Here is a 16,327-nt window from a genome sequence, read left to right as displayed (position 1 = left end):
ACGGAGACGCACATGGATGTCATCAATCACACGGTGATCAATCTCATCATCTTCGTGCTGGCCATTTACGTCGGCTATCACGTCGTGTGGAACGTCACGCCTGCGCTGCATACGCCGCTCATGGCCGTGACCAATGCGATTTCGGCGATCGTCATCGTCGGCGCGATGCTCGCGGTCGGCCTCACGGTCGGCGTGGCGGGCAAGTTCTTCGGCACGCTCGCCGTGCTGCTCGCGGCGGTGAACGTGTTCGGCGGCTTTCTTGTCACACGGCGAATGCTGGAGATGTTCAAGAAGAAGGAACCGAAGAAGATCGTCAGCAAGGAGGGCGCGTAAATGAGCCTGAACGTCGTCACTCTCCTGTATCTCGTCGCCTCGGTGTGTTTCATCCAGGCGCTGAAAGGCTTGTCCAATCCGAAGACCGCGCGCATCGGCAATACGTTCGGCATGGCGGGCATGGCGATCGCCATTCTCACCACGCTCGCGCTGATCGTGAAACAGGCGGCTTATCTCGAAGCCAATCTGGCGCTCGGGCTGTCGCTGTTGTTCGTCGCGCTGATCGTCGGCGGCGGTGCGGGCGCGTACATCGCGGCGAAAGTCGAGATGACGAAGATGCCCGAGCTCGTCGCGGCGATGCACTCGCTGATCGGTCTCGCGGCGGTGTGTATCGCGTATGGCGTGGTGGCCGAACCTGCCGCGTTCGGACTGGCCCCGCTCGGCGAGCCGATTCCCTATGGCAATCGCGTCGAGTTGTTCATCGGCACGTTCGTCGGGGCGATCACGTTCTCGGGCTCGGTCATCGCGTTCGGGAAACTGTCGGGCAAGTACAAGTTCCGGCTGTTTCAGGGCGCGCCGGTCACCTATTCGGGACAGCATCTGATCAACCTGCTGCTCGCCATCGCGATGGTCGGCTTCGGCGTGATCTTCATGCTCACCGAGTCGTGGCTGCCGTTCGTCGTCATGACGCTGATCGCGTTCGCACTCGGCGTGCTGATCATCATTCCGATCGGCGGCGCGGACATGCCGGTGGTCGTGTCGATGCTGAACTCGTACTCGGGCTGGGCGGCGGCGGGCATCGGCTTCTCGCTGAACAATCCGATGCTGATCATCGCGGGGTCGCTGGTGGGTTCGTCGGGTGCGATTCTGTCGTACATCATGTGCCGCGCGATGAACCGGTCGTTCTTCAACGTGATTCTCGGCGGGTTCGGCGGCGAAGCCGGCGGCGCGGCCGCGGGCGGCTCGACGGAGCAACGTCCGGTGAAGTCCGGTTCCGCCGACGATGCCGCGTTCATGCTCGGCAACGCGGAAAGCGTGGTGATCGTGCCGGGTTATGGTCTTGCCGTCGCGCGCGCCCAGCACGCGTTGAAGGAGCTGACCGACAAGCTGGTCGAAAAAGGCATCGATGTGCGCTACGCGATTCACCCGGTCGCCGGGCGCATGCCGGGGCACATGAACGTGCTGCTGGCGGAAGCCGAAGTGCCGTACGAAATGGTGCAGGAGATGGAGGACATCAACAGCGAGTTCGGTCAGACGGACGTGGTTCTCGTGCTCGGGGCGAACGACGTGGTGAATCCCGCCGCGAAGAACGATCCGAAGTCGCCGATCGCAGGGATGCCCATTCTCGAAGCGTACAAGGCACGGACGATCATCGTGAACAAGCGCTCGATGGCGGCGGGTTATGCCGGACTCGACAACGAACTGTTCTATATGGACAAGACGATGATGGTGTTCGGGGATGCGAAGAAGGTGGTTGAGGACATGATGAAGGCGGTCGAATAACGACGAGTGCAGCCTGGCAGCCGCAGCGCGGCTGCCAGGACAAGAAGGCGCGTAATCAATCTGCTGCGCGCCAGTGATCGGGATTGCCCTTGTCGGTTTGTCTCACGCGCGCGACCAGCGGTTTATAGCCGTTGGCGCGCGCAGCTTTTATCGCATCAGCCTGGGTTCGGTAGTCGACGGTGGTCAGCCGTTGCGTGGCTGAGAGCTCGAGTGCGTAGCCTTCGATTGCCCCGTCGCGATGTTTCGGAAGTGGTTCAACGTACACGTTCGGCATGGAATCTCCTTTGATTGGCAGGTTCGCCAAATCAGACTCTGGAGATCCGACTGACGTAGCAACAGGCGAATAGTCCCAATTCGGACGAGCGGAAACGACCGGCCAACGGTTCGTACCCGACGCCATTGCGAAAGGCGCGGGTTTGTTTGCAAAGAGCGACGACGTCCTGGGCCGGTGAAGCACGCGCGTACAATACCGCCTTTCAACGTCCCTCAAAGCAGCTCATGTCCTCCCCACTCTTCGACTGGTTTGTCCCCTGCCCGCGCGGTCTCGAAGCGCCGCTCGCCGCCGAGCTTTCGGAGATCGGCGAGCGTCATGTGGCGAGCGCGCCGCTGTCGGGCGGCGGATCGCTGGTCGTCGGCGCACAAGTGCCCGGCGGCGTGCATTTCCGGGGCGGCTGGGTCGCGGGCATGGCGGCGAACCTGCATTCGCGCATCGCGAGCCGGGTGCTTCTGAAGGTCGCGCAAGGCCCGTATCGCAGCGAGCAAGACATCTACGAACTCACGCATCGGCAACGCTGGGAGCAATGGTTCACGCCCAGCCAGACGATGCGCGTCGACCTCACCGCGATCAAATCGCCGGTGAAGAGCCTCGAATTCACGACGCTGCGCGTCAAGGACGCCGTCTGCGACCGCCTGCGCGATGTCGCCGGCGCGCGTCCGAGCATCGACACCGCGCAGCCCGACGTTCGCGTGTTCGCGTTCCTCACGGTGAACGAGTGCACGCTCTATCTCGACACCTCCGGCGAACCGCTCTTCAAGCGCGGCTGGCGCCTGGACAAGGGCGCCGCGCCGCTGCGCGAAAATCTCGCGGCTGGCATCCTGCGCCTCACCGGCTGGACGCCCGGCACGCCGCTCTTCGATCCGATGTGCGGCAGCGGCACCTTCCTCGCCGAAGCGGCGCAGACCGCGCTCAACATCGCGCCGGGCAACGATCGGCGTTTCGGCTTCGAAAAGCTCAAGCCGTTTCATCCGGGCATGTGGCAGAAGCTCAAAACGGCCGCCCTCGAACAGCGCCGCGCCGCGCGCGCCACGCAAGCCGAGCTGAACATCTTCGGCAGTGACATCTCCGGCGACATGCTCGAAAAGGCGCGCGCGAACCTGAGCCGCGCGGGCATTACCGATTTGTCGCTCAAGCAGGTCGACGCCCGCAACATGGTCCCGCCCACCGACGCCCCGGGCATCCTCATCGCCAATCCGCCCTATGGCGAGCGGATAGAAGTGCGCGGGCGCGGACCGCGCGGCGAGATCCGCGATACGGCGCGCTCGCGCCGCGAGGACGACGACGCGTTTGCACGCGCACAGCCCGATCCGGCCGACACGGAATTCTTCGTCTCGTTCGGCAACGCGCTCAAGCAGCGCTTTCCCGGCTGGCGGGCGTACGTGCTCACATCCGACCGCAAATTGCCGGGCCTCTTGCGGCTGCGCGAATCGACCAAGACGCCGCTTTTCAATGGCGCGCTCGAATGCCGCCTGTTCCGCTTCGATCTGATCGCGGGCAGCGTGCGCAATCGTCCTGCTGGCGAATGAGCCGCGCCGCCGTATGCGCTGCCTTCGAAACAAGTATGCAGCGGCGGCACACGTGAAGCCATTCGGCCGAATGGCATAGGCAGATTGCACGAATCGCACGCCTCCCGCCGACGATCGCGAGAAGGCATGCGCTGCCACGTCCGGGCGATACTGCATCGTCCCGGATGCGTTTCGGCCTATGCCGAATGGCCAGGTGCCGTGATCGCGAAGCCGGCGCTACAATCGGCGCATGAACTCACCGACCGAACTCGCCAGTCCCATCGCCGTCGATATTTACCGCGCGCGTCGCGAGCGCGTGCTCGCCGCGCTGCGTGCGCGAGGCGGCGGCGTGGCCATCGTCCCCACCGCGCCGGAAGTCATGCGCAACCGGGACACGGACTACCCTTTCCGGCACGACAGCTACTTCTACTATCTGACGGGCTTCAACGAACCCGAGGCGACGCTCGTGCTGAACGCGAGCGCGAAGGACGGCGAGCCCGCGTCGATTCTCTTCTGCCGCGAGAAAAACACGGAACGCGAAACGTGGGAAGGCTTTCGTTTCGGCCCAGAAGCCGCGCGCGACGCCTTCGGCTTCGATGCCGCATTCCCCGTCAGCGCGCTCGACGAGGAAATGCCCCGGCTGATCGCCGACAAGCCCGCGCTGCACTATGCGCTCGGCACGTCGGCGGACCTCGATGCGCAAGTGCGCGACTGGCTCGCCGCTGTGCGCGCGCAAGGTCGTACCGGCGTGCGCGCACCCGCCCGCGCGGAAAATGTGCTGCCCATCCTCGACGAGATGCGCCTCGTGAAAGACGTGCACGAAATCGCCATCATGCGCCGCGCAGCTTCGATTTCGGCCGAAGCTCACCGCCGCGCGATGCGCGCATGCCGCCCCGGCATGCGCGAGTACGAGATCGAAGCCGAGTTGCTTTACACGTTCCGCCGGCACGGCGCGCAGGCGCCTGCATACGGATCGATCGTCGCGGCGGGCGCGAACGCCTGCGTGCTGCACTATCCGGCGGGCAACGCAATCGCCCGCGACGGTGACCTGATCCTCATCGACGCCGCGTGCGAACTCGACGGCTACGCCTCCGACATCACGCGCACATTCCCCGCAAGCGGCCGCTTCACGCCCGCGCAGCGCGAGCTCTACGACATCGTGCTCGCGGCCCAGGCGGCAGCCGTCGATGCGACGCGCCCCGGCGTGAGCTTCGACGCGCCGCATCAGGCGGCGTTGAAAGTGCTGTCGCAAGGCTTGCTCGATACCGGCATCCTCGACAAGACAAAGTTCGCAAGCCTCGACGATGTCCTCGCGCAACGCGCCTACGCGCGCTTTTACATGCATCGCACGGGACACTGGATCGGCATGGACGTACACGACGCGGGCGAATACCGCGAGGCCGACGGTCCGCTCGACGAGCAAGGCGCGCGGCCCTGGCGCACGCTGGCGCCCGGCATGGCGCTCACGATCGAACCGGGTCTCTACGTGCGCGCCGCCGAAGACGTGCCGGAACAGTACTGGAACATTGGCATCCGCATCGAGGACGACGCGGTCATCACGGAAAGCGGCTGCGAGTTGATCACGCGCGAGGTGCCCGTCGCGGCCGACGAGATCGAAGCGCTGATGCGCGATTCAAACGCAAACTGACCATGAGCGACGTGCAAGGCATCGAACCGCATTTCGACTACGACATCGCCATCGTCGGCGCGGGGCCGGTCGGGCTCGCGCTCGCCGGCTGGCTCGCGCGGCGCAGCGCCACGTCGCGCCTGTCCATCGCGCTGATCGACGCGCGCACGCCCGAAGCAGCCGCCAACGATCCGCGCTCACTCGCGCTGTCGCACGGCAGCCGCGTGATGCTCCAGCCGCTCGGCTTTCCCGGTGACGCCACGCCGATCCGCCGCATTCACGTGTCGCAGCGCGGGCACTTCGGCCGCACGCTGATCGAGCACGACGAGCATGAGCTGCCCGAACTGGGCTACGTGGTGCGTTACGGCTCGCTCGTCGGCGCGCTTGCCGATGCGGTGCGCGCGACCAAGGTCCACTGGCTCACCGATACCTCGGCACTCGCGCCGCTGCAGGATCACGACGGCGTCACACTGCCGCTGCAGTCGTCCAGCGGCGAGCGCACGATCCGTGTGAAGGTGCTCGTGAATGCCGAAGGCGGTCTTTATCAGAAGAGCGACGTGACCGCGCCCGGCGAGCGCCGCGCGCGGGATTACGGGCAAACGGCCATCGTCGGCACGGTAAGCGTCTCGGATCCGCGCGCGAACGTCGCGTGGGAACGCTTCACCGGCGAAGGACCGATCGCGCTTTTGCCCTGTGGCGGTCAGCGTCACGCGGACTACTCGCTCGTCTGGTGCTGCACGCCCGACGAAGCCGCGCGCCGCATGCAGCTCGACGACGACACTTTCCTCGCCGAACTGGGCGCCGCTTTCGGCTCGCGCATGGGCCGCTTCACGCGCATCGCGTCGCGTGCGGCGTTCCCGCTCGGCCTGACCGCGCTCGATGGGCTCGTCGACCGGCGCACCGTCGCCATCGGCAATGCCGCGCAGACGCTGCATCCGGTCGCGGGTCAGGGCCTGAATCTCGGCTTGCGCGACGCGCTCGCGCTTACCGACGCCCTGTCCGCCGACGGCCCGCGCCCGCTCGCGCTCGCCCGCTTCGCGCAGCGCCGCACGCTCGACCGGCGCCTGACGATCGGCGCGACCGACGCCCTCGCGCGCATTTTCACGGTCGATTTCCCGCCGTTCGCCGCGGTGCGCGGTCTCGCCCTCACCGCGCTCGAGTTCCTCCCGCCGGTGAAATCCGCGCTCGCCCGGCAGATGATGTTCGGCCAACGGCGCTGACCCGGCACGGAATATGGCAACCGTCTGCGCTAAGCCGTGGGAGTTATCCTCTATGAGCGCCCGTTCTTTCATAGAAGATTTAAAGACTTGCAGACGATTGCTCTTAATTTCAGCACGCTCTTCGCGTTAAAATAGGCGTTTCCCCTTCAGCAACGTTGCATCCGCCTGACGCGGCTCTTGCCGAGATCATCAGCGCGGATCGTTCAGCCTTCATGCTCACCATCGGTTCACACGTTCTGCGCAATAACCTGTTCGTCGCTCCGATGGCAGGCGTCACCGACCGCCCGTTCCGGCAGCTCTGCAAACGCATGGGCGCTGGCTACGCGGTGTCGGAGATGGTCGCCTCGAACGCGCAGTTGTGGAAAAGCGAAAAGACCATGCGCCGCGCGAACCACGCCGGCGAGGTCGAGCCGATCTCGGTGCAGATTGCCGGCGCCGATCCGCAGATGCTGGCCGAGGCCGCGCGCCACAACGTCGCGAACGGCGCGCAGATCATCGACATCAACATGGGCTGTCCGGCGAAGAAGGTGTGCAACGTCGCGGCGGGGTCGGCGCTGCTGCAGAACGAGCCGCTCGTCGCGCGCATCGTGGAAGCCGTGGTGCAGGCGGTCGGCGTGGGTCCGGGCGCCGTGCCCGTGACGCTCAAGATTCGCACGGGGTGGAATCGCGAAAACAAGAATGCGCTGACCATTGCGCGGATCGCGCAGGACGCGGGCATTTCGATGCTCACCGTCCACGGCCGCACGCGCGCCGATCTCTACAAGGGCGACGCGGAGTATGAAACCATCGCGGCCGTGAAGGCATCGGTGACGATTCCCGTCGTCGCGAACGGCGACATCACGACGCCCGAAAAAGCGCGCGACGTGCTCGCCGCGACCGGCGCCGACGCCATCATGATCGGCCGCGCGGCGCAGGGGCGTCCGTGGCTGTTTCGCGAGATCGAACATTTCCTGACGACCGGCGAGCGCCTGCCGCCGCCGCGCATCGACGAGATCCAGCAGGTGATGAACGAACACCTCGAAGATCACTACGCCTTTTATGGGGAATTCACCGGCGTACGGACTGCGCGCAAGCATATCGGCTGGTACACTCGCGGCCTTTCCGGCGCCAACACCTTCCGGCACCGGATGAATACGCTGGACACGACCAAAGAACAATTGCTCGCTGTCAACGAATTCTTTGACGCGCAAAAGGCGTTGTCGGACCGCCTCGTCTATGTGGACGAGTCCGGTGACGCCGAAGACGCGGAAGGGGAAGAATCGTGCGGCGGGCTCAACAACACGACAGACCGACTGATTGCCGCATGAGCAGACATAACATCGAACAATGCGTCCGCCAGAGCCTCGACAACTACTTCCAGGATCTGGACGGCTCCAACCCGCACGACGTCTACGACATGGTGATTTCGTGCGTGGAAAAACCGATGCTCGAAGTGGTGCTCGAGCAGGCGGGCGGGAACCAATCGCTCGCGGCCGAGTATCTCGGCATCAACCGCAACACGTTACGCAAGAAGCTTCAGCAGCACGGATTGATTTGATTCATCGGACTGAGGCGCGCGCCTTGGTCCGGCCTGGTTTCCCTTTTCGGTTTCAGTGTTCATCATGATCAAGCAAGCGCTCCTTTCCGTTTCCGACAAATCCGGCATCGTCGATTTCGCCAAATCGCTGTCGGCGCTCGGCGTCAAGCTCCTCTCGACCGGCGGCACCGCGAAACTGCTCGCCGACGCGGGCCTGCCCGTGACCGAAGTCGCCGACTACACCGGCTTTCCGGAGATGCTCGACGGGCGGGTGAAGACGCTGCATCCGAAAGTGCATGGCGGGATTCTCGCGCGCCGCGACCTGCCCGAGCACATGGCCGCGCTCGAGAAACACGATATCCCGACCATCGACCTGCTGGTCGTCAATCTGTATCCGTTCGTGCAGACGGTGTCGAAGGAAGAGTGCTCGCTGGAAGACGCGATCGAGAACATCGATATCGGCGGCCCGACCATGCTGCGCTCCGCAGCGAAGAATCATCGCGACGTGACGGTCGTCGTCGATCCGGCCGATTACGCCGCCGTGCTCGACGAAATGCGCGCGAACAATAACGCCGTCGGCTACAAGACGAACTTCCGTCTCGCGACGAAGGTGTTTGCGCACACCGCGCAATACGATGGCGCGATCACGAACTATCTGACGAGCCTCACGGAAGAGCTGCAGCATTCGAGCCGCAACACGTATCCGGCCACCTTCAACATGGCGTTCGAGAAGGTTCAGGACCTGCGCTACGGCGAGAATCCGCATCAGAGCGCGGCGTTCTATCGCGACCTTTCGGTGCCCGCAGGCGCGCTCGCGAATTATGAGCAGTTGCAGGGCAAGGAACTGTCGTACAACAACATCGCCGATTCGGACGCCGCGTGGGAATGCGTGAAGACGTTCGATGCGCCCGCCTGCGTCATCATCAAGCACGCGAATCCTTGCGGCGTGGCGATCGGCGCGAACGCCGCCGACGCGTATTCGAAGGCGTTCCAGACGGATCCGACCTCCGCATTCGGCGGCATCATCGCGTTCAATCGCGAAGTCGATGAAGCCGCGGCGCAAGCGGTCGCGAAGCAGTTCGTCGAAGTGCTGATCGCACCGTCGTTCAGCGAGGCGGCGCGCGCCGTGTTCGCGGCGAAGCAGAACGTGCGCCTGTTGCAGATCGCACTCGGGGACGGTCACAACACGTTCGACCTGAAGCGCGTCGGCGGCGGCCTGCTAGTGCAATCGCTCGATGCGAAGAACGTGCAGGCGCACGAACTGCGCGTCGTGACGAAGCGCCACCCGACGCCGAAGGAAATGGACGACCTGATGTTCGCGTGGCGCGTCGCGAAGTACGTCAAGTCGAATGCCATCGTGTTCTGCGGCGGCGGCATGACGCTCGGCGTCGGCGCGGGCCAGATGAGCCGCGTGGATTCGGCGCGCATCGCGGGCATCAAGGCGCAGAACGCCGGTCTGACGCTGAACGGCTCGGCAGTGGCCTCCGATGCATTCTTCCCGTTCCGTGACGGCCTCGACGTCGTCGTGAACGCGGGCGCGACCTGCGTGATCCAGCCGGGCGGCTCCATGCGCGACGACGAAGTGATCGCCGCCGCCGATGAGCACAATGTCGCGATGATCGTCACCGGCACGCGTCATTTCCGCCATTAATCTCGCCCGCTTCATTTAAGATTGGCCTGTTTGCGCTTCGAGAGCGCAAGCAGGCCTTTTTGATTTGGACTACGCGCATCGCGAACGAATGAGAATCCTCGGCATCGACCCCGGCCTGCGTGTGACGGGCTTCGGCATCATCGACAAGACGGGGCACACGCTCACTTACGTCACGAGCGGCGTCATCAAGACGGCCGATGCCGACTTGCCTTCGCGCCTGAACACCATCTTCAGCGGTATCTCGACGCTCATCACGCAGCACAATCCGGATCAGGCCGCGATCGAAAAGGTCTTCGTCAACGTGAATCCGCAATCGACCCTGTTGCTCGGCCAGGCCCGCGGCGCGGCCATTTGCGGGCTCGTCGCGAGCGGCGTGCCGGTGGCGGAGTACACGGCGTTGCAGTTGAAGCAGGCCGTCGTCGGCTACGGACGCGCGACGAAGGAACAGATGCAGCAGATGGTCGTGCGGCTCCTCAGCCTCTCCGGCGTGCCAGGCACCGACGCCGCCGACGCGCTCGGCATGGCCATCTGCCACGCGCACGGCGGCACGGGCCTCGCGGCGTTGGGCGGCATCGCGCCGGGGCTTGCGAAGAAAGGCTTGCGCGTGCGGCGCGGTCGTCTCATCGGCTAATAACACTTCTTCTGGTTCAAACACATGATCGGTCGCATCGCCGGCGTTCTGCTGGAAAAAAATCCGCCGCACTTGCTCGTCGATTGCGGCGGCGTCGGCTACGAAATCGACGTGCCGATGAGCACCTTCTATAACCTGCCGAATGCCGGCGAAAAAGTCGTGCTGCTCACCCAGCTGATCGTGCGCGAAGATGCGCATCTGCTGTACGGCTTTCTCACCGCGCAGGAGCGCTCGACGTTCCGCGAGTTGCTGAAAATAAGCGGCATCGGCGCGCGGATGGCGTTGGCGGTGCTTTCGGGCATGAGCGTGCACGAGCTCTCGCAGACGGTGACGACGCAAGACGCCGCGCGCCTCACGCGCGTGCCCGGCATCGGCAAGAAGACGGCGGAACGGCTGCTGCTCGAACTGAAAGGCAAGCTCGGCGCGGATCTCGGCGCGATTGCGGGGACGGTTTCCCAGTCGGATCACGCGTCCGATATCCTCAACGCGCTGCTCGCGCTCGGCTATTCCGAGAAGGAAGCGCTCGCCGCCGTCAAGAATGTGCCGGCGGGAACGGGGGTGTCCGAGGGTATCAAGCTGGCGCTGAAGGCACTTTCGAAGGCGTGACGGCCTGGCCCATTCGGCCGATTCCCCGCGAGAAGCCTAGCTGTACAATCGACCCATGATCGAAACCGACAAACTCGCCGCCGAACGCGTCATCTCGGCTACGCCCGTCTCGCCGAACGAAGAAGCGTTCGAGCGCGCGCTGCGCCCGCACAAGCTCGACGAGTACATCGGGCAGGAAAAGGCGCGCGGTCAACTCGAAATCTTCATCGAAGCGGCCAAGCGGCGCTCCGAAGCGCTCGATCACGTACTGCTGTTCGGGCCGCCGGGTCTCGGCAAGACGACGCTCGCGCATATCATCGCGCGGGAAATGGGTGTGAATTTGCGGCAGACGTCGGGCCCGGTGCTCGAACGCGCGGGCGATCTCGCCGCGCTTCTCACGAATCTCGAAGCGAACGATGTGCTGTTCATCGACGAAATTCACCGGCTTTCGCCGGTCGTCGAGGAAATCCTGTATCCGGCACTCGAGGATTATCAGATCGACATCATGATCGGCGAAGGACCGGCCGCGCGCAGCGTGAAGCTGGATCTGCAGCCGTTCACGCTCGTCGGCGCGACCACGCGCGCGGGCATGCTGACGAATCCGCTGCGCGACCGCTTCGGCATCGTGTCGCGGCTGGAGTTTTATAACGCGAGCGAACTGGCGCGCATCGTGTCGCGGTCGGCGTCTTTGTTGAAGGCGGAGATCGTACCCGAAGGCGCGCTGGAAATTGCCAAGCGCTCCCGTGGCACGCCGCGGATTGCGAACCGCCTGCTGCGCCGGGTGCGCGACTACGCCGAGGTGAAAGCGGACGGCGTGATTTCCGCCGATGTCGCGGACCGCGCGCTAAAGATGCTCGACGTCGATCCCGTCGGCTTCGATCTGATGGACCGCAAGCTGCTCGAAGCGATCCTGCACAAGTTCGATGGCGGGCCAGTCGGCGTGGACAATCTCGCCGCGGCAATCGGCGAGGAGCGCGATACGATCGAGGACGTGCTCGAACCGTATCTGATCCAGCAAGGCTTCCTGCAGCGCACGCCGCGCGGACGCGTCGCGACCATGCTCACGTATCGGCACTTCGGCATCGCTGCGCCGGATGCCGGGCCGATTCGGGATCTTTGGGATACGAGCAACGGCTAGGCGCGCTTGCGCAAGCTGTCGTCGTCAGTGTCCGTCGACAGATGCGCGACATCCCCCCACGACACGACCCTCGCCCCGCCATCCTGATAATCCACCACATTGACGCTGCAATTGAGCAGCGGCCAGTTGCGCGGTTCATGGAGCGACAGCTTCATCGCGAATCGATAGATGCAATCGAGCACGCCGCCATGCGCGACGACCGCGATACATCCGTCCGGATGCGCGGCAACGATCGGTTCCATCGCATGCACGACGCGGTGATAAAACACGCGCTGCGACTCACCATCGCCGGGCGGTGAAAAACCGGGATCGCGTGTCTGCCATTCGACGTATTCAGCGGGAAACCTGTCGCTGATCTCGTCGCTGTCATGGCCTTGGAACGCGCCGTAGAACCGCTCGCGCAACTTTTCCGACAAGCGCAACTCGAGCCCGAGCGCATCCGCGAATGGACGCGCCGTCTGCTGCGCGCGTTGCAGATCGCTCGAATAGACCGCATCGATCCCGCCTTCTCGAGCCAGGCGTTCTCCGAGCTGTTCGGCTTGCAGGAAGCCGTGCTCGGACAACGGAATATCGATATGCCCTTGAATGCGCTTGATGCGATTCCAGTCGGTTTCGCCGTGCCGGATGAAGAGTACCCGAGTCGTCATGGACGTACCTGAAGCCAGAAAGTAACCGGCCCGTCATTGACGAGCGACACCTGCATCTCCGCGCCGAATTCGCCCGTTTCGACGATCGGATGCTTCGCGCGTGCCTGCTCGACGAAGTAATCGAAGAGCCGCTTGCCTTCGTCGGGCGGAGCGGCAGGCGTGAAGCTCGGGCGCAAGCCGCTCGACGTATCGGCGGCAAGCGTGAATTGCGAGACCAGCAAGACGCCGCCCGCGCGGCCCGCGCCATCCATGTTCGAGACGGACAGGTTCATCTTGCCGGCGGCGTCGCTGAACACCCGGTACGCGAGCATCTTGGCGAGCAGCTTGTCGGCTGCTGCTTCGTTGTCGCCGCGCTCGGCGCAGACCAGCGCGAGCAAGCCCGCGTCGATCGCACCGGTTACGCGCTCGCCCACGCGGACATCGGCGCGCTTCACACGCTGAATGAGCGCGATCATCGGCTCAAGCGGTCAGCGTGACGCGTGCGAAACGGCGCTTGCCCACCTGCACCACGAACTCGCCCGCCTCGATCTTCAGGCCCTTGTCGGAGACGGTCGCGCCGTCGATCTTCACGCCGCCCTGCTCGATATTGCGCAGCGCCTCGCTCGTCGACGGCACGAGGCCCGCCTGCTTCAGCAACTGGCCGATCGCGATTGGGGCGCCCGCGAGCGTCACCGTCGGAATGTCGTCCGGAACGCCACCCTTCGCGCGATGGTTGAAGTCGTCGAGCGCGCGCTGTGCGTCCGCCGACGAGTGGAAGCGCGCAACGATCTCCTGCGCGAGCATCACCTTGAAGTCACGCGGGTTGCGGCCGCCTTCCGCCTCCTTCTTGAAGCCCGCAATCTCATCGATGCTGCGGAACGACAGCAGCTCGAAGTAGCGCCACATGAGCACGTCCGAAATACTCATCAGCTTGCCGAACATCTCGGTCGGCTTCTCGCTGATGCCGACGTAATTGTTCTTCGACTTCGACATCTTCTCGACGCCGTCGAGGCCTTCGAGCAGCGGCATCGTCAGGATGCACTGCTGTTCCTGGCCGTATTGCTTCTGCAATTCACGGCCGACGAGCAGGTTGAACTTCTGATCCGTGCCGCCGAGCTCGAGATCCGCGTTCAGCGCGACGGAGTCGTAGCCCTGCATCAGCGGGTACAGAAATTCATGGATCGAAATCGGCACGCCGCTTTGGAAGCGCTTCGTGAAGTCCTCGCGCTCGAGAATGCGCGCCACCGTGTAGCGCGACGCGAGCTTGATCATGCCGTCGGCGCCGAGCGGCATCGACCATTCGCTGTTGTAGCGGATTTCGGTCTTCTCGCGATCCAGCACGAGCGCAGCCTGCTCGAAATACGTCTTCGCGTTGTTTTCGATCTGCTCGCGCGTGAGCGGCGGGCGCGTCGCGTTGCGGCCGGACGGATCGCCGATCAGCGAAGTGAAATCGCCGATCAGGAAAATGACCTGATGGCCGAGATCCTGCAACTGGCGCATCTTGTTCAGCACGACCGTATGGCCGATGTGGATGTCGGGCGCGGTCGGGTCGAGACCGAGCTTGATGCGCAGCGGCTTGCCCGTCGCGGCGCTTCTTGCGAGCTTCTGCGCGAATTCGTCTTCGATCAGCAATTCGTCGCAGCCACGCTTCGCGATGGCGAGCGCGTTTTTCACATCGTCGGTGATCGGAAAGCTCTGCGCGGCGGCGGGCGCGGAAGAAGCGTTGGAATCTGTGGTCATGCTTGCGGCTTGTGAAGTCAAAAGGGTTCGATGACTGGCGAACGGGGCGGCGCGATCTGGCCTCAACACCGTCGCAGCGGTCCGGCGCGGCCGGATGGGACGCCGCGCGTCGAAACGCGGCGTGCGCGGAAAAAATGACGAAATCGCGCGCAATTGCTTGTTCAGGCTCAGGATTTTACGCGATGACGCGGCCATTCGCGCCGTTTCGTGTCGGATGAGGCGCGTTTGCGCGTGCTGCGGCCTGGCGAAAGGCGTCGGTCCATGAGGACGACGCCAGACGCGTCTTAACGATTCGATGCATAACGCGGATAATCGCCGCTTGAGCGAAATCCGCAACACGGCATCGACGAGGAGAGCAGCGTGCCCAAGAAAACCGAAGCAATCGAAACCGGCAAGGCCGATGGCGTGTACTTCGGTTTGATGTCCGGAACTAGCATGGACGGCGTGGACGGCGTCGCGGTGCAATTCGCGGCGGGCAAGCCGCCCGTCGTGCTCGGCGAGGCGCATGTCTCCTTCTCGAAAGGCTTGCGCGACGCGCTCTTCGAATTGCAATCACCCGGTGACCACGAAATCGAGCGCGAGGCGCTCGCCGCCAATGCGCTCGCGACGCGTTACGCCGTGTGCTGTCATGAATTGCAGAGCATGAGCGGCTATTCGGCGGCGAAGGTGCGTGCGATCGGCGTTCACGGCCAGACGGTGCGGCATCGGCCGGAGAAGGGCTATACGCGACAGATCAACAATCCCGCGCTGCTTGCGGAGATGACCAACATCGACGTCGTCGCCGATTTCCGCAGCCGCGATGTCGCCGCGGGCGGCCAAGGCGCGCCGCTCGTGCCGGCCTTTCATGCAACGGTGTTCGGCGAAAAGAACGAGACGCGCGTGGTGTGCAATCTCGGCGGCATCAGCAATATCACGATCCTTGCGGCAAGCGGCGAAGTGCGCGGCTTCGATTGTGGTCCGGCGAACGCGCTGATCGACGAATGGGCGTTGCGTCATCTGCAAAGAGCCTACGACGATGGCGGGCAATTCGCGGCGCAAGGCCAGGTGCATCAGGCGCTGCTCGACGCCCTTCTCGACGAGCCGTTTTTCGAACTGCCTCCGCCGAAAAGTACGGGCCGCGATCTGTTCAACGCGGCATGGATGGACGCGAAGCTCGCCGCCTTCGCGAGCCTTGCTCCCGCCGACGTTCAGGCGACGCTCACCGCGTTCACCGCAACGACGGTCGCCCGCGAGATCGCGCGTCACGCGTCGGATGTGCGCGCCGTGTACGTGTGCGGCGGCGGCGCGCGCAATCCGGTTCTGATGAAAATGCTCGAGCAGGCGCTGGAAGACGGCGGCGTTGCGGGCGTGCCCGTCATGACGACCGAGGCGCTCGGCGTGCCGCCGCAGCAGGTCGAAGCACTTGCGTTCGCGTGGCTCGCGATGCGCTGCGTTGCGCGCGAGCCGGGCAATCTGCCCGCGGTGACAGGCGCGTCGGGTGCGCGGGTGCTCGGCGCAATCTACCCGCACTGAGGCGCGCCCGAAAACAAAAACGGAGCCCGAAGGCTCCGTTTCGCTCACATCGACTGATTCGTGCTCAGACGGAGAACGACGAACCGCAACCGCACGTCGTGGTGGCGTTGGGGTTCTTGATGACGAACTGCGCGCCGTTGATGTCGTCCTTATAGTCGATCTCCGCGCCAACGAGATACTGATAGCTCATCGAATCGACGAGCAACTGCACGCCGGCCTTGTCCATCACGGTGTCGTCTTCGTTGACTTCTTCGTCGAACGTGAAGCCGTACTGGAAACCGGAGCATCCGCCGCCCTGCACGAACACGCGCAGCTTCAGATCCGGATTGCCTTCTTCATCGATCAATTGCTTGACCTTGTCTGCAGCCGCGTCGGTGAAGACGAACGGCATCGGCATTTCGGTCGTGGGGGTGTCGCTGACAGCGCTCATTCGAACTCTCCAATTTAGCTTCTGACCGCTATTGTAGGGCTGATCTCAATATCGTGCCGAATGTCCATGAAATCAATGGGCTATATGCAAGTT

General features: G+C 64.1%; 17 protein-coding genes. 12 read left to right on the top strand and 5 right to left on the bottom strand.

Going from position 1 to position 16,327, the window contains the following annotated elements:
• Window positions 1-12 precede the first annotated feature (12 nt).
• Both NCT32_RS01790 and NCT32_RS01785 read left to right on the top strand, forming a co-directional pair.
• A complete protein-coding gene (locus NCT32_RS01790; protein WP_061117805.1) occupies window positions 13-333 on the top strand; it encodes an NAD(P) transhydrogenase subunit alpha in 321 nt (106 codons plus the stop codon).
• Entirely contained in the window at window positions 334-1,776 is a 1,443-nt protein-coding gene (locus tag NCT32_RS01785; protein WP_061117806.1) for an NAD(P)(+) transhydrogenase (Re/Si-specific) subunit beta, read from the top strand.
• A 55-nt stretch (window positions 1,777-1,831) separates the two neighbouring features.
• Here the strand turns inward: NCT32_RS01785 and NCT32_RS01780 are convergent, their stop codons facing one another.
• Window positions 1,832-2,050: a hypothetical protein gene (locus NCT32_RS01780; RefSeq protein WP_061117807.1), complete on the bottom strand. Its 219-nt coding sequence runs from the start codon at window positions 2,048-2,050 to the stop codon at window positions 1,832-1,834.
• A gap of 224 nt (window positions 2,051-2,274) precedes the next feature.
• Here NCT32_RS01780 and NCT32_RS01775 point away from each other — a divergent pair, with 224 nt between their 5' ends.
• The 9 genes from NCT32_RS01775 (at window position 2,275) to ruvB (ending at window position 11,926) form a co-directional block, all read left to right on the top strand.
• A complete protein-coding gene (locus tag NCT32_RS01775) occupies window positions 2,275-3,579 on the top strand; it encodes a class I SAM-dependent RNA methyltransferase (protein WP_061117808.1) in 1,305 nt (434 codons plus the stop codon).
• Window positions 3,580-3,808: 229 nt separating this feature from the next.
• Entirely contained in the window at window positions 3,809-5,206 is a 1,398-nt protein-coding gene (locus NCT32_RS01770) for an aminopeptidase P N-terminal domain-containing protein (protein ID WP_061117809.1), read from the top strand.
• Window positions 5,207-5,208: 2 nt separating this feature from the next.
• Entirely contained in the window at window positions 5,209-6,405 is a 1,197-nt protein-coding gene (locus tag NCT32_RS01765) for a UbiH/UbiF/VisC/COQ6 family ubiquinone biosynthesis hydroxylase (RefSeq protein WP_061117810.1), read from the top strand.
• A 212-nt stretch (window positions 6,406-6,617) separates the two neighbouring features.
• Complete coding sequence (dusB, locus tag NCT32_RS01760) at window positions 6,618-7,712, top strand: tRNA dihydrouridine synthase DusB (RefSeq protein WP_061117889.1); 1,095 nt, start codon at window positions 6,618-6,620, stop codon at window positions 7,710-7,712.
• Window positions 7,709-7,942: a Fis family transcriptional regulator gene (locus tag NCT32_RS01755; RefSeq protein WP_008351548.1), complete on the top strand. Its 234-nt coding sequence runs from the start codon at window positions 7,709-7,711 to the stop codon at window positions 7,940-7,942. Before dusB ends, NCT32_RS01755 begins: the two co-directional genes overlap by 4 nt.
• A 64-nt stretch (window positions 7,943-8,006) precedes the next feature.
• The gene (purH, locus tag NCT32_RS01750) at window positions 8,007-9,572 is read left to right on the top strand and encodes a bifunctional phosphoribosylaminoimidazolecarboxamide formyltransferase/IMP cyclohydrolase (protein WP_250489860.1); all 1,566 of its coding nucleotides are present in this window, start codon (window positions 8,007-8,009) and stop codon (window positions 9,570-9,572) included.
• A gap of 88 nt (window positions 9,573-9,660) precedes the next feature.
• Entirely contained in the window at window positions 9,661-10,203 is a 543-nt protein-coding gene (gene ruvC, locus NCT32_RS01745) for a crossover junction endodeoxyribonuclease RuvC (protein WP_061117891.1), read from the top strand.
• 24 nt (window positions 10,204-10,227) lie between these two features.
• A complete protein-coding gene (ruvA, locus tag NCT32_RS01740) occupies window positions 10,228-10,809 on the top strand; it encodes a Holliday junction branch migration protein RuvA (protein WP_061117811.1) in 582 nt (193 codons plus the stop codon).
• 55 nt (window positions 10,810-10,864) lie between these two features.
• A complete protein-coding gene (gene ruvB, locus NCT32_RS01735) occupies window positions 10,865-11,926 on the top strand; it encodes a Holliday junction branch migration DNA helicase RuvB (RefSeq protein WP_061117812.1) in 1,062 nt (353 codons plus the stop codon).
• Here ruvB and NCT32_RS01730 read toward each other — a convergent pair.
• From NCT32_RS01730 to tyrS, 3 genes are read right to left on the bottom strand one after another with little or no spacing between them, the layout of a single operon-like run.
• The gene (locus NCT32_RS01730) at window positions 11,923-12,573 is read right to left on the bottom strand and encodes a histidine phosphatase family protein (protein ID WP_061117813.1); all 651 of its coding nucleotides are present in this window, start codon (window positions 12,571-12,573) and stop codon (window positions 11,923-11,925) included. The genes ruvB and NCT32_RS01730 overlap by 4 nt on opposite strands.
• Window positions 12,570-13,028 carry a D-aminoacyl-tRNA deacylase gene (gene dtd, locus NCT32_RS01725; RefSeq protein WP_061117814.1) on the bottom strand — a complete coding sequence of 153 codons (459 nt, stop codon included), beginning with the start codon at window positions 13,026-13,028 and terminating at the stop codon, window positions 12,570-12,572. Before dtd ends, NCT32_RS01730 begins: the two co-directional genes overlap by 4 nt.
• A 4-nt stretch (window positions 13,029-13,032) precedes the next feature.
• Window positions 13,033-14,292 carry a tyrosine--tRNA ligase gene (gene tyrS, locus NCT32_RS01720; protein WP_061117815.1) on the bottom strand — a complete coding sequence of 420 codons (1,260 nt, stop codon included), beginning with the start codon at window positions 14,290-14,292 and terminating at the stop codon, window positions 13,033-13,035.
• Window positions 14,293-14,673: 381 nt separating this feature from the next.
• Between tyrS and NCT32_RS01715 the strand changes: the two genes are divergently transcribed.
• Entirely contained in the window at window positions 14,674-15,804 is a 1,131-nt protein-coding gene (locus tag NCT32_RS01715; RefSeq protein ID WP_086960961.1) for an anhydro-N-acetylmuramic acid kinase, read from the top strand.
• A 64-nt stretch (window positions 15,805-15,868) separates the two neighbouring features.
• Here NCT32_RS01715 and erpA read toward each other — a convergent pair whose 3' ends face one another.
• Entirely contained in the window at window positions 15,869-16,234 is a 366-nt protein-coding gene (gene erpA, locus NCT32_RS01710) for an iron-sulfur cluster insertion protein ErpA (protein ID WP_061117816.1), read from the bottom strand.
• Window positions 16,235-16,327 lie beyond the last annotated feature (93 nt).

It is taken from the genome of Caballeronia sp. INML2 (assembly GCF_023631365.1).
In the GTDB taxonomy this organism is placed as follows: Bacteria; Pseudomonadota; Gammaproteobacteria; order Burkholderiales; family Burkholderiaceae; genus Caballeronia; species Caballeronia turbans.
The sequence above is the reverse complement of the archived record's forward strand: the minus strand, read 5'-3'. Positions and strand labels throughout refer to the sequence as shown.

Excerpts from the sequence above, each read along its gene's own strand:
- NCT32_RS01790 (WP_061117805.1), top strand. The coding sequence starts at position 13 with ATGGATGTCATCAATCACACGGTGATCAATCTCATCATCTTCGTGCTG.
- NCT32_RS01785 (WP_061117806.1), top strand. The coding sequence starts at position 334 with ATGAGCCTGAACGTCGTCACTCTCCTGTATCTCGTCGCCTCGGTGTGT.
- NCT32_RS01780 (WP_061117807.1), bottom strand. The coding sequence starts at position 2,050 with ATGCCGAACGTGTACGTTGAACCACTTCCGAAACATCGCGACGGGGCA.
- NCT32_RS01775 (WP_061117808.1), top strand. The coding sequence starts at position 2,275 with ATGTCCTCCCCACTCTTCGACTGGTTTGTCCCCTGCCCGCGCGGTCTC.
- NCT32_RS01770 (WP_061117809.1), top strand. The coding sequence starts at position 3,809 with ATGAACTCACCGACCGAACTCGCCAGTCCCATCGCCGTCGATATTTAC.
- NCT32_RS01765 (WP_061117810.1), top strand. The coding sequence starts at position 5,209 with ATGAGCGACGTGCAAGGCATCGAACCGCATTTCGACTACGACATCGCC.
- dusB (WP_061117889.1), top strand. The coding sequence starts at position 6,618 with ATGCTCACCATCGGTTCACACGTTCTGCGCAATAACCTGTTCGTCGCT.
- NCT32_RS01755 (WP_008351548.1), top strand. The coding sequence starts at position 7,709 with ATGAGCAGACATAACATCGAACAATGCGTCCGCCAGAGCCTCGACAAC.
- purH (WP_250489860.1), top strand. The coding sequence starts at position 8,007 with ATGATCAAGCAAGCGCTCCTTTCCGTTTCCGACAAATCCGGCATCGTC.
- ruvC (WP_061117891.1), top strand. The coding sequence starts at position 9,661 with ATGAGAATCCTCGGCATCGACCCCGGCCTGCGTGTGACGGGCTTCGGC.
- ruvA (WP_061117811.1), top strand. The coding sequence starts at position 10,228 with ATGATCGGTCGCATCGCCGGCGTTCTGCTGGAAAAAAATCCGCCGCAC.
- ruvB (WP_061117812.1), top strand. The coding sequence starts at position 10,865 with ATGATCGAAACCGACAAACTCGCCGCCGAACGCGTCATCTCGGCTACG.
- NCT32_RS01730 (WP_061117813.1), bottom strand. The coding sequence starts at position 12,573 with ATGACGACTCGGGTACTCTTCATCCGGCACGGCGAAACCGACTGGAAT.
- dtd (WP_061117814.1), bottom strand. The coding sequence starts at position 13,028 with ATGATCGCGCTCATTCAGCGTGTGAAGCGCGCCGATGTCCGCGTGGGC.
- tyrS (WP_061117815.1), bottom strand. The coding sequence starts at position 14,292 with ATGACCACAGATTCCAACGCTTCTTCCGCGCCCGCCGCCGCGCAGAGC.
- erpA (WP_061117816.1), bottom strand. The coding sequence starts at position 16,234 with ATGAGCGCTGTCAGCGACACCCCCACGACCGAAATGCCGATGCCGTTC.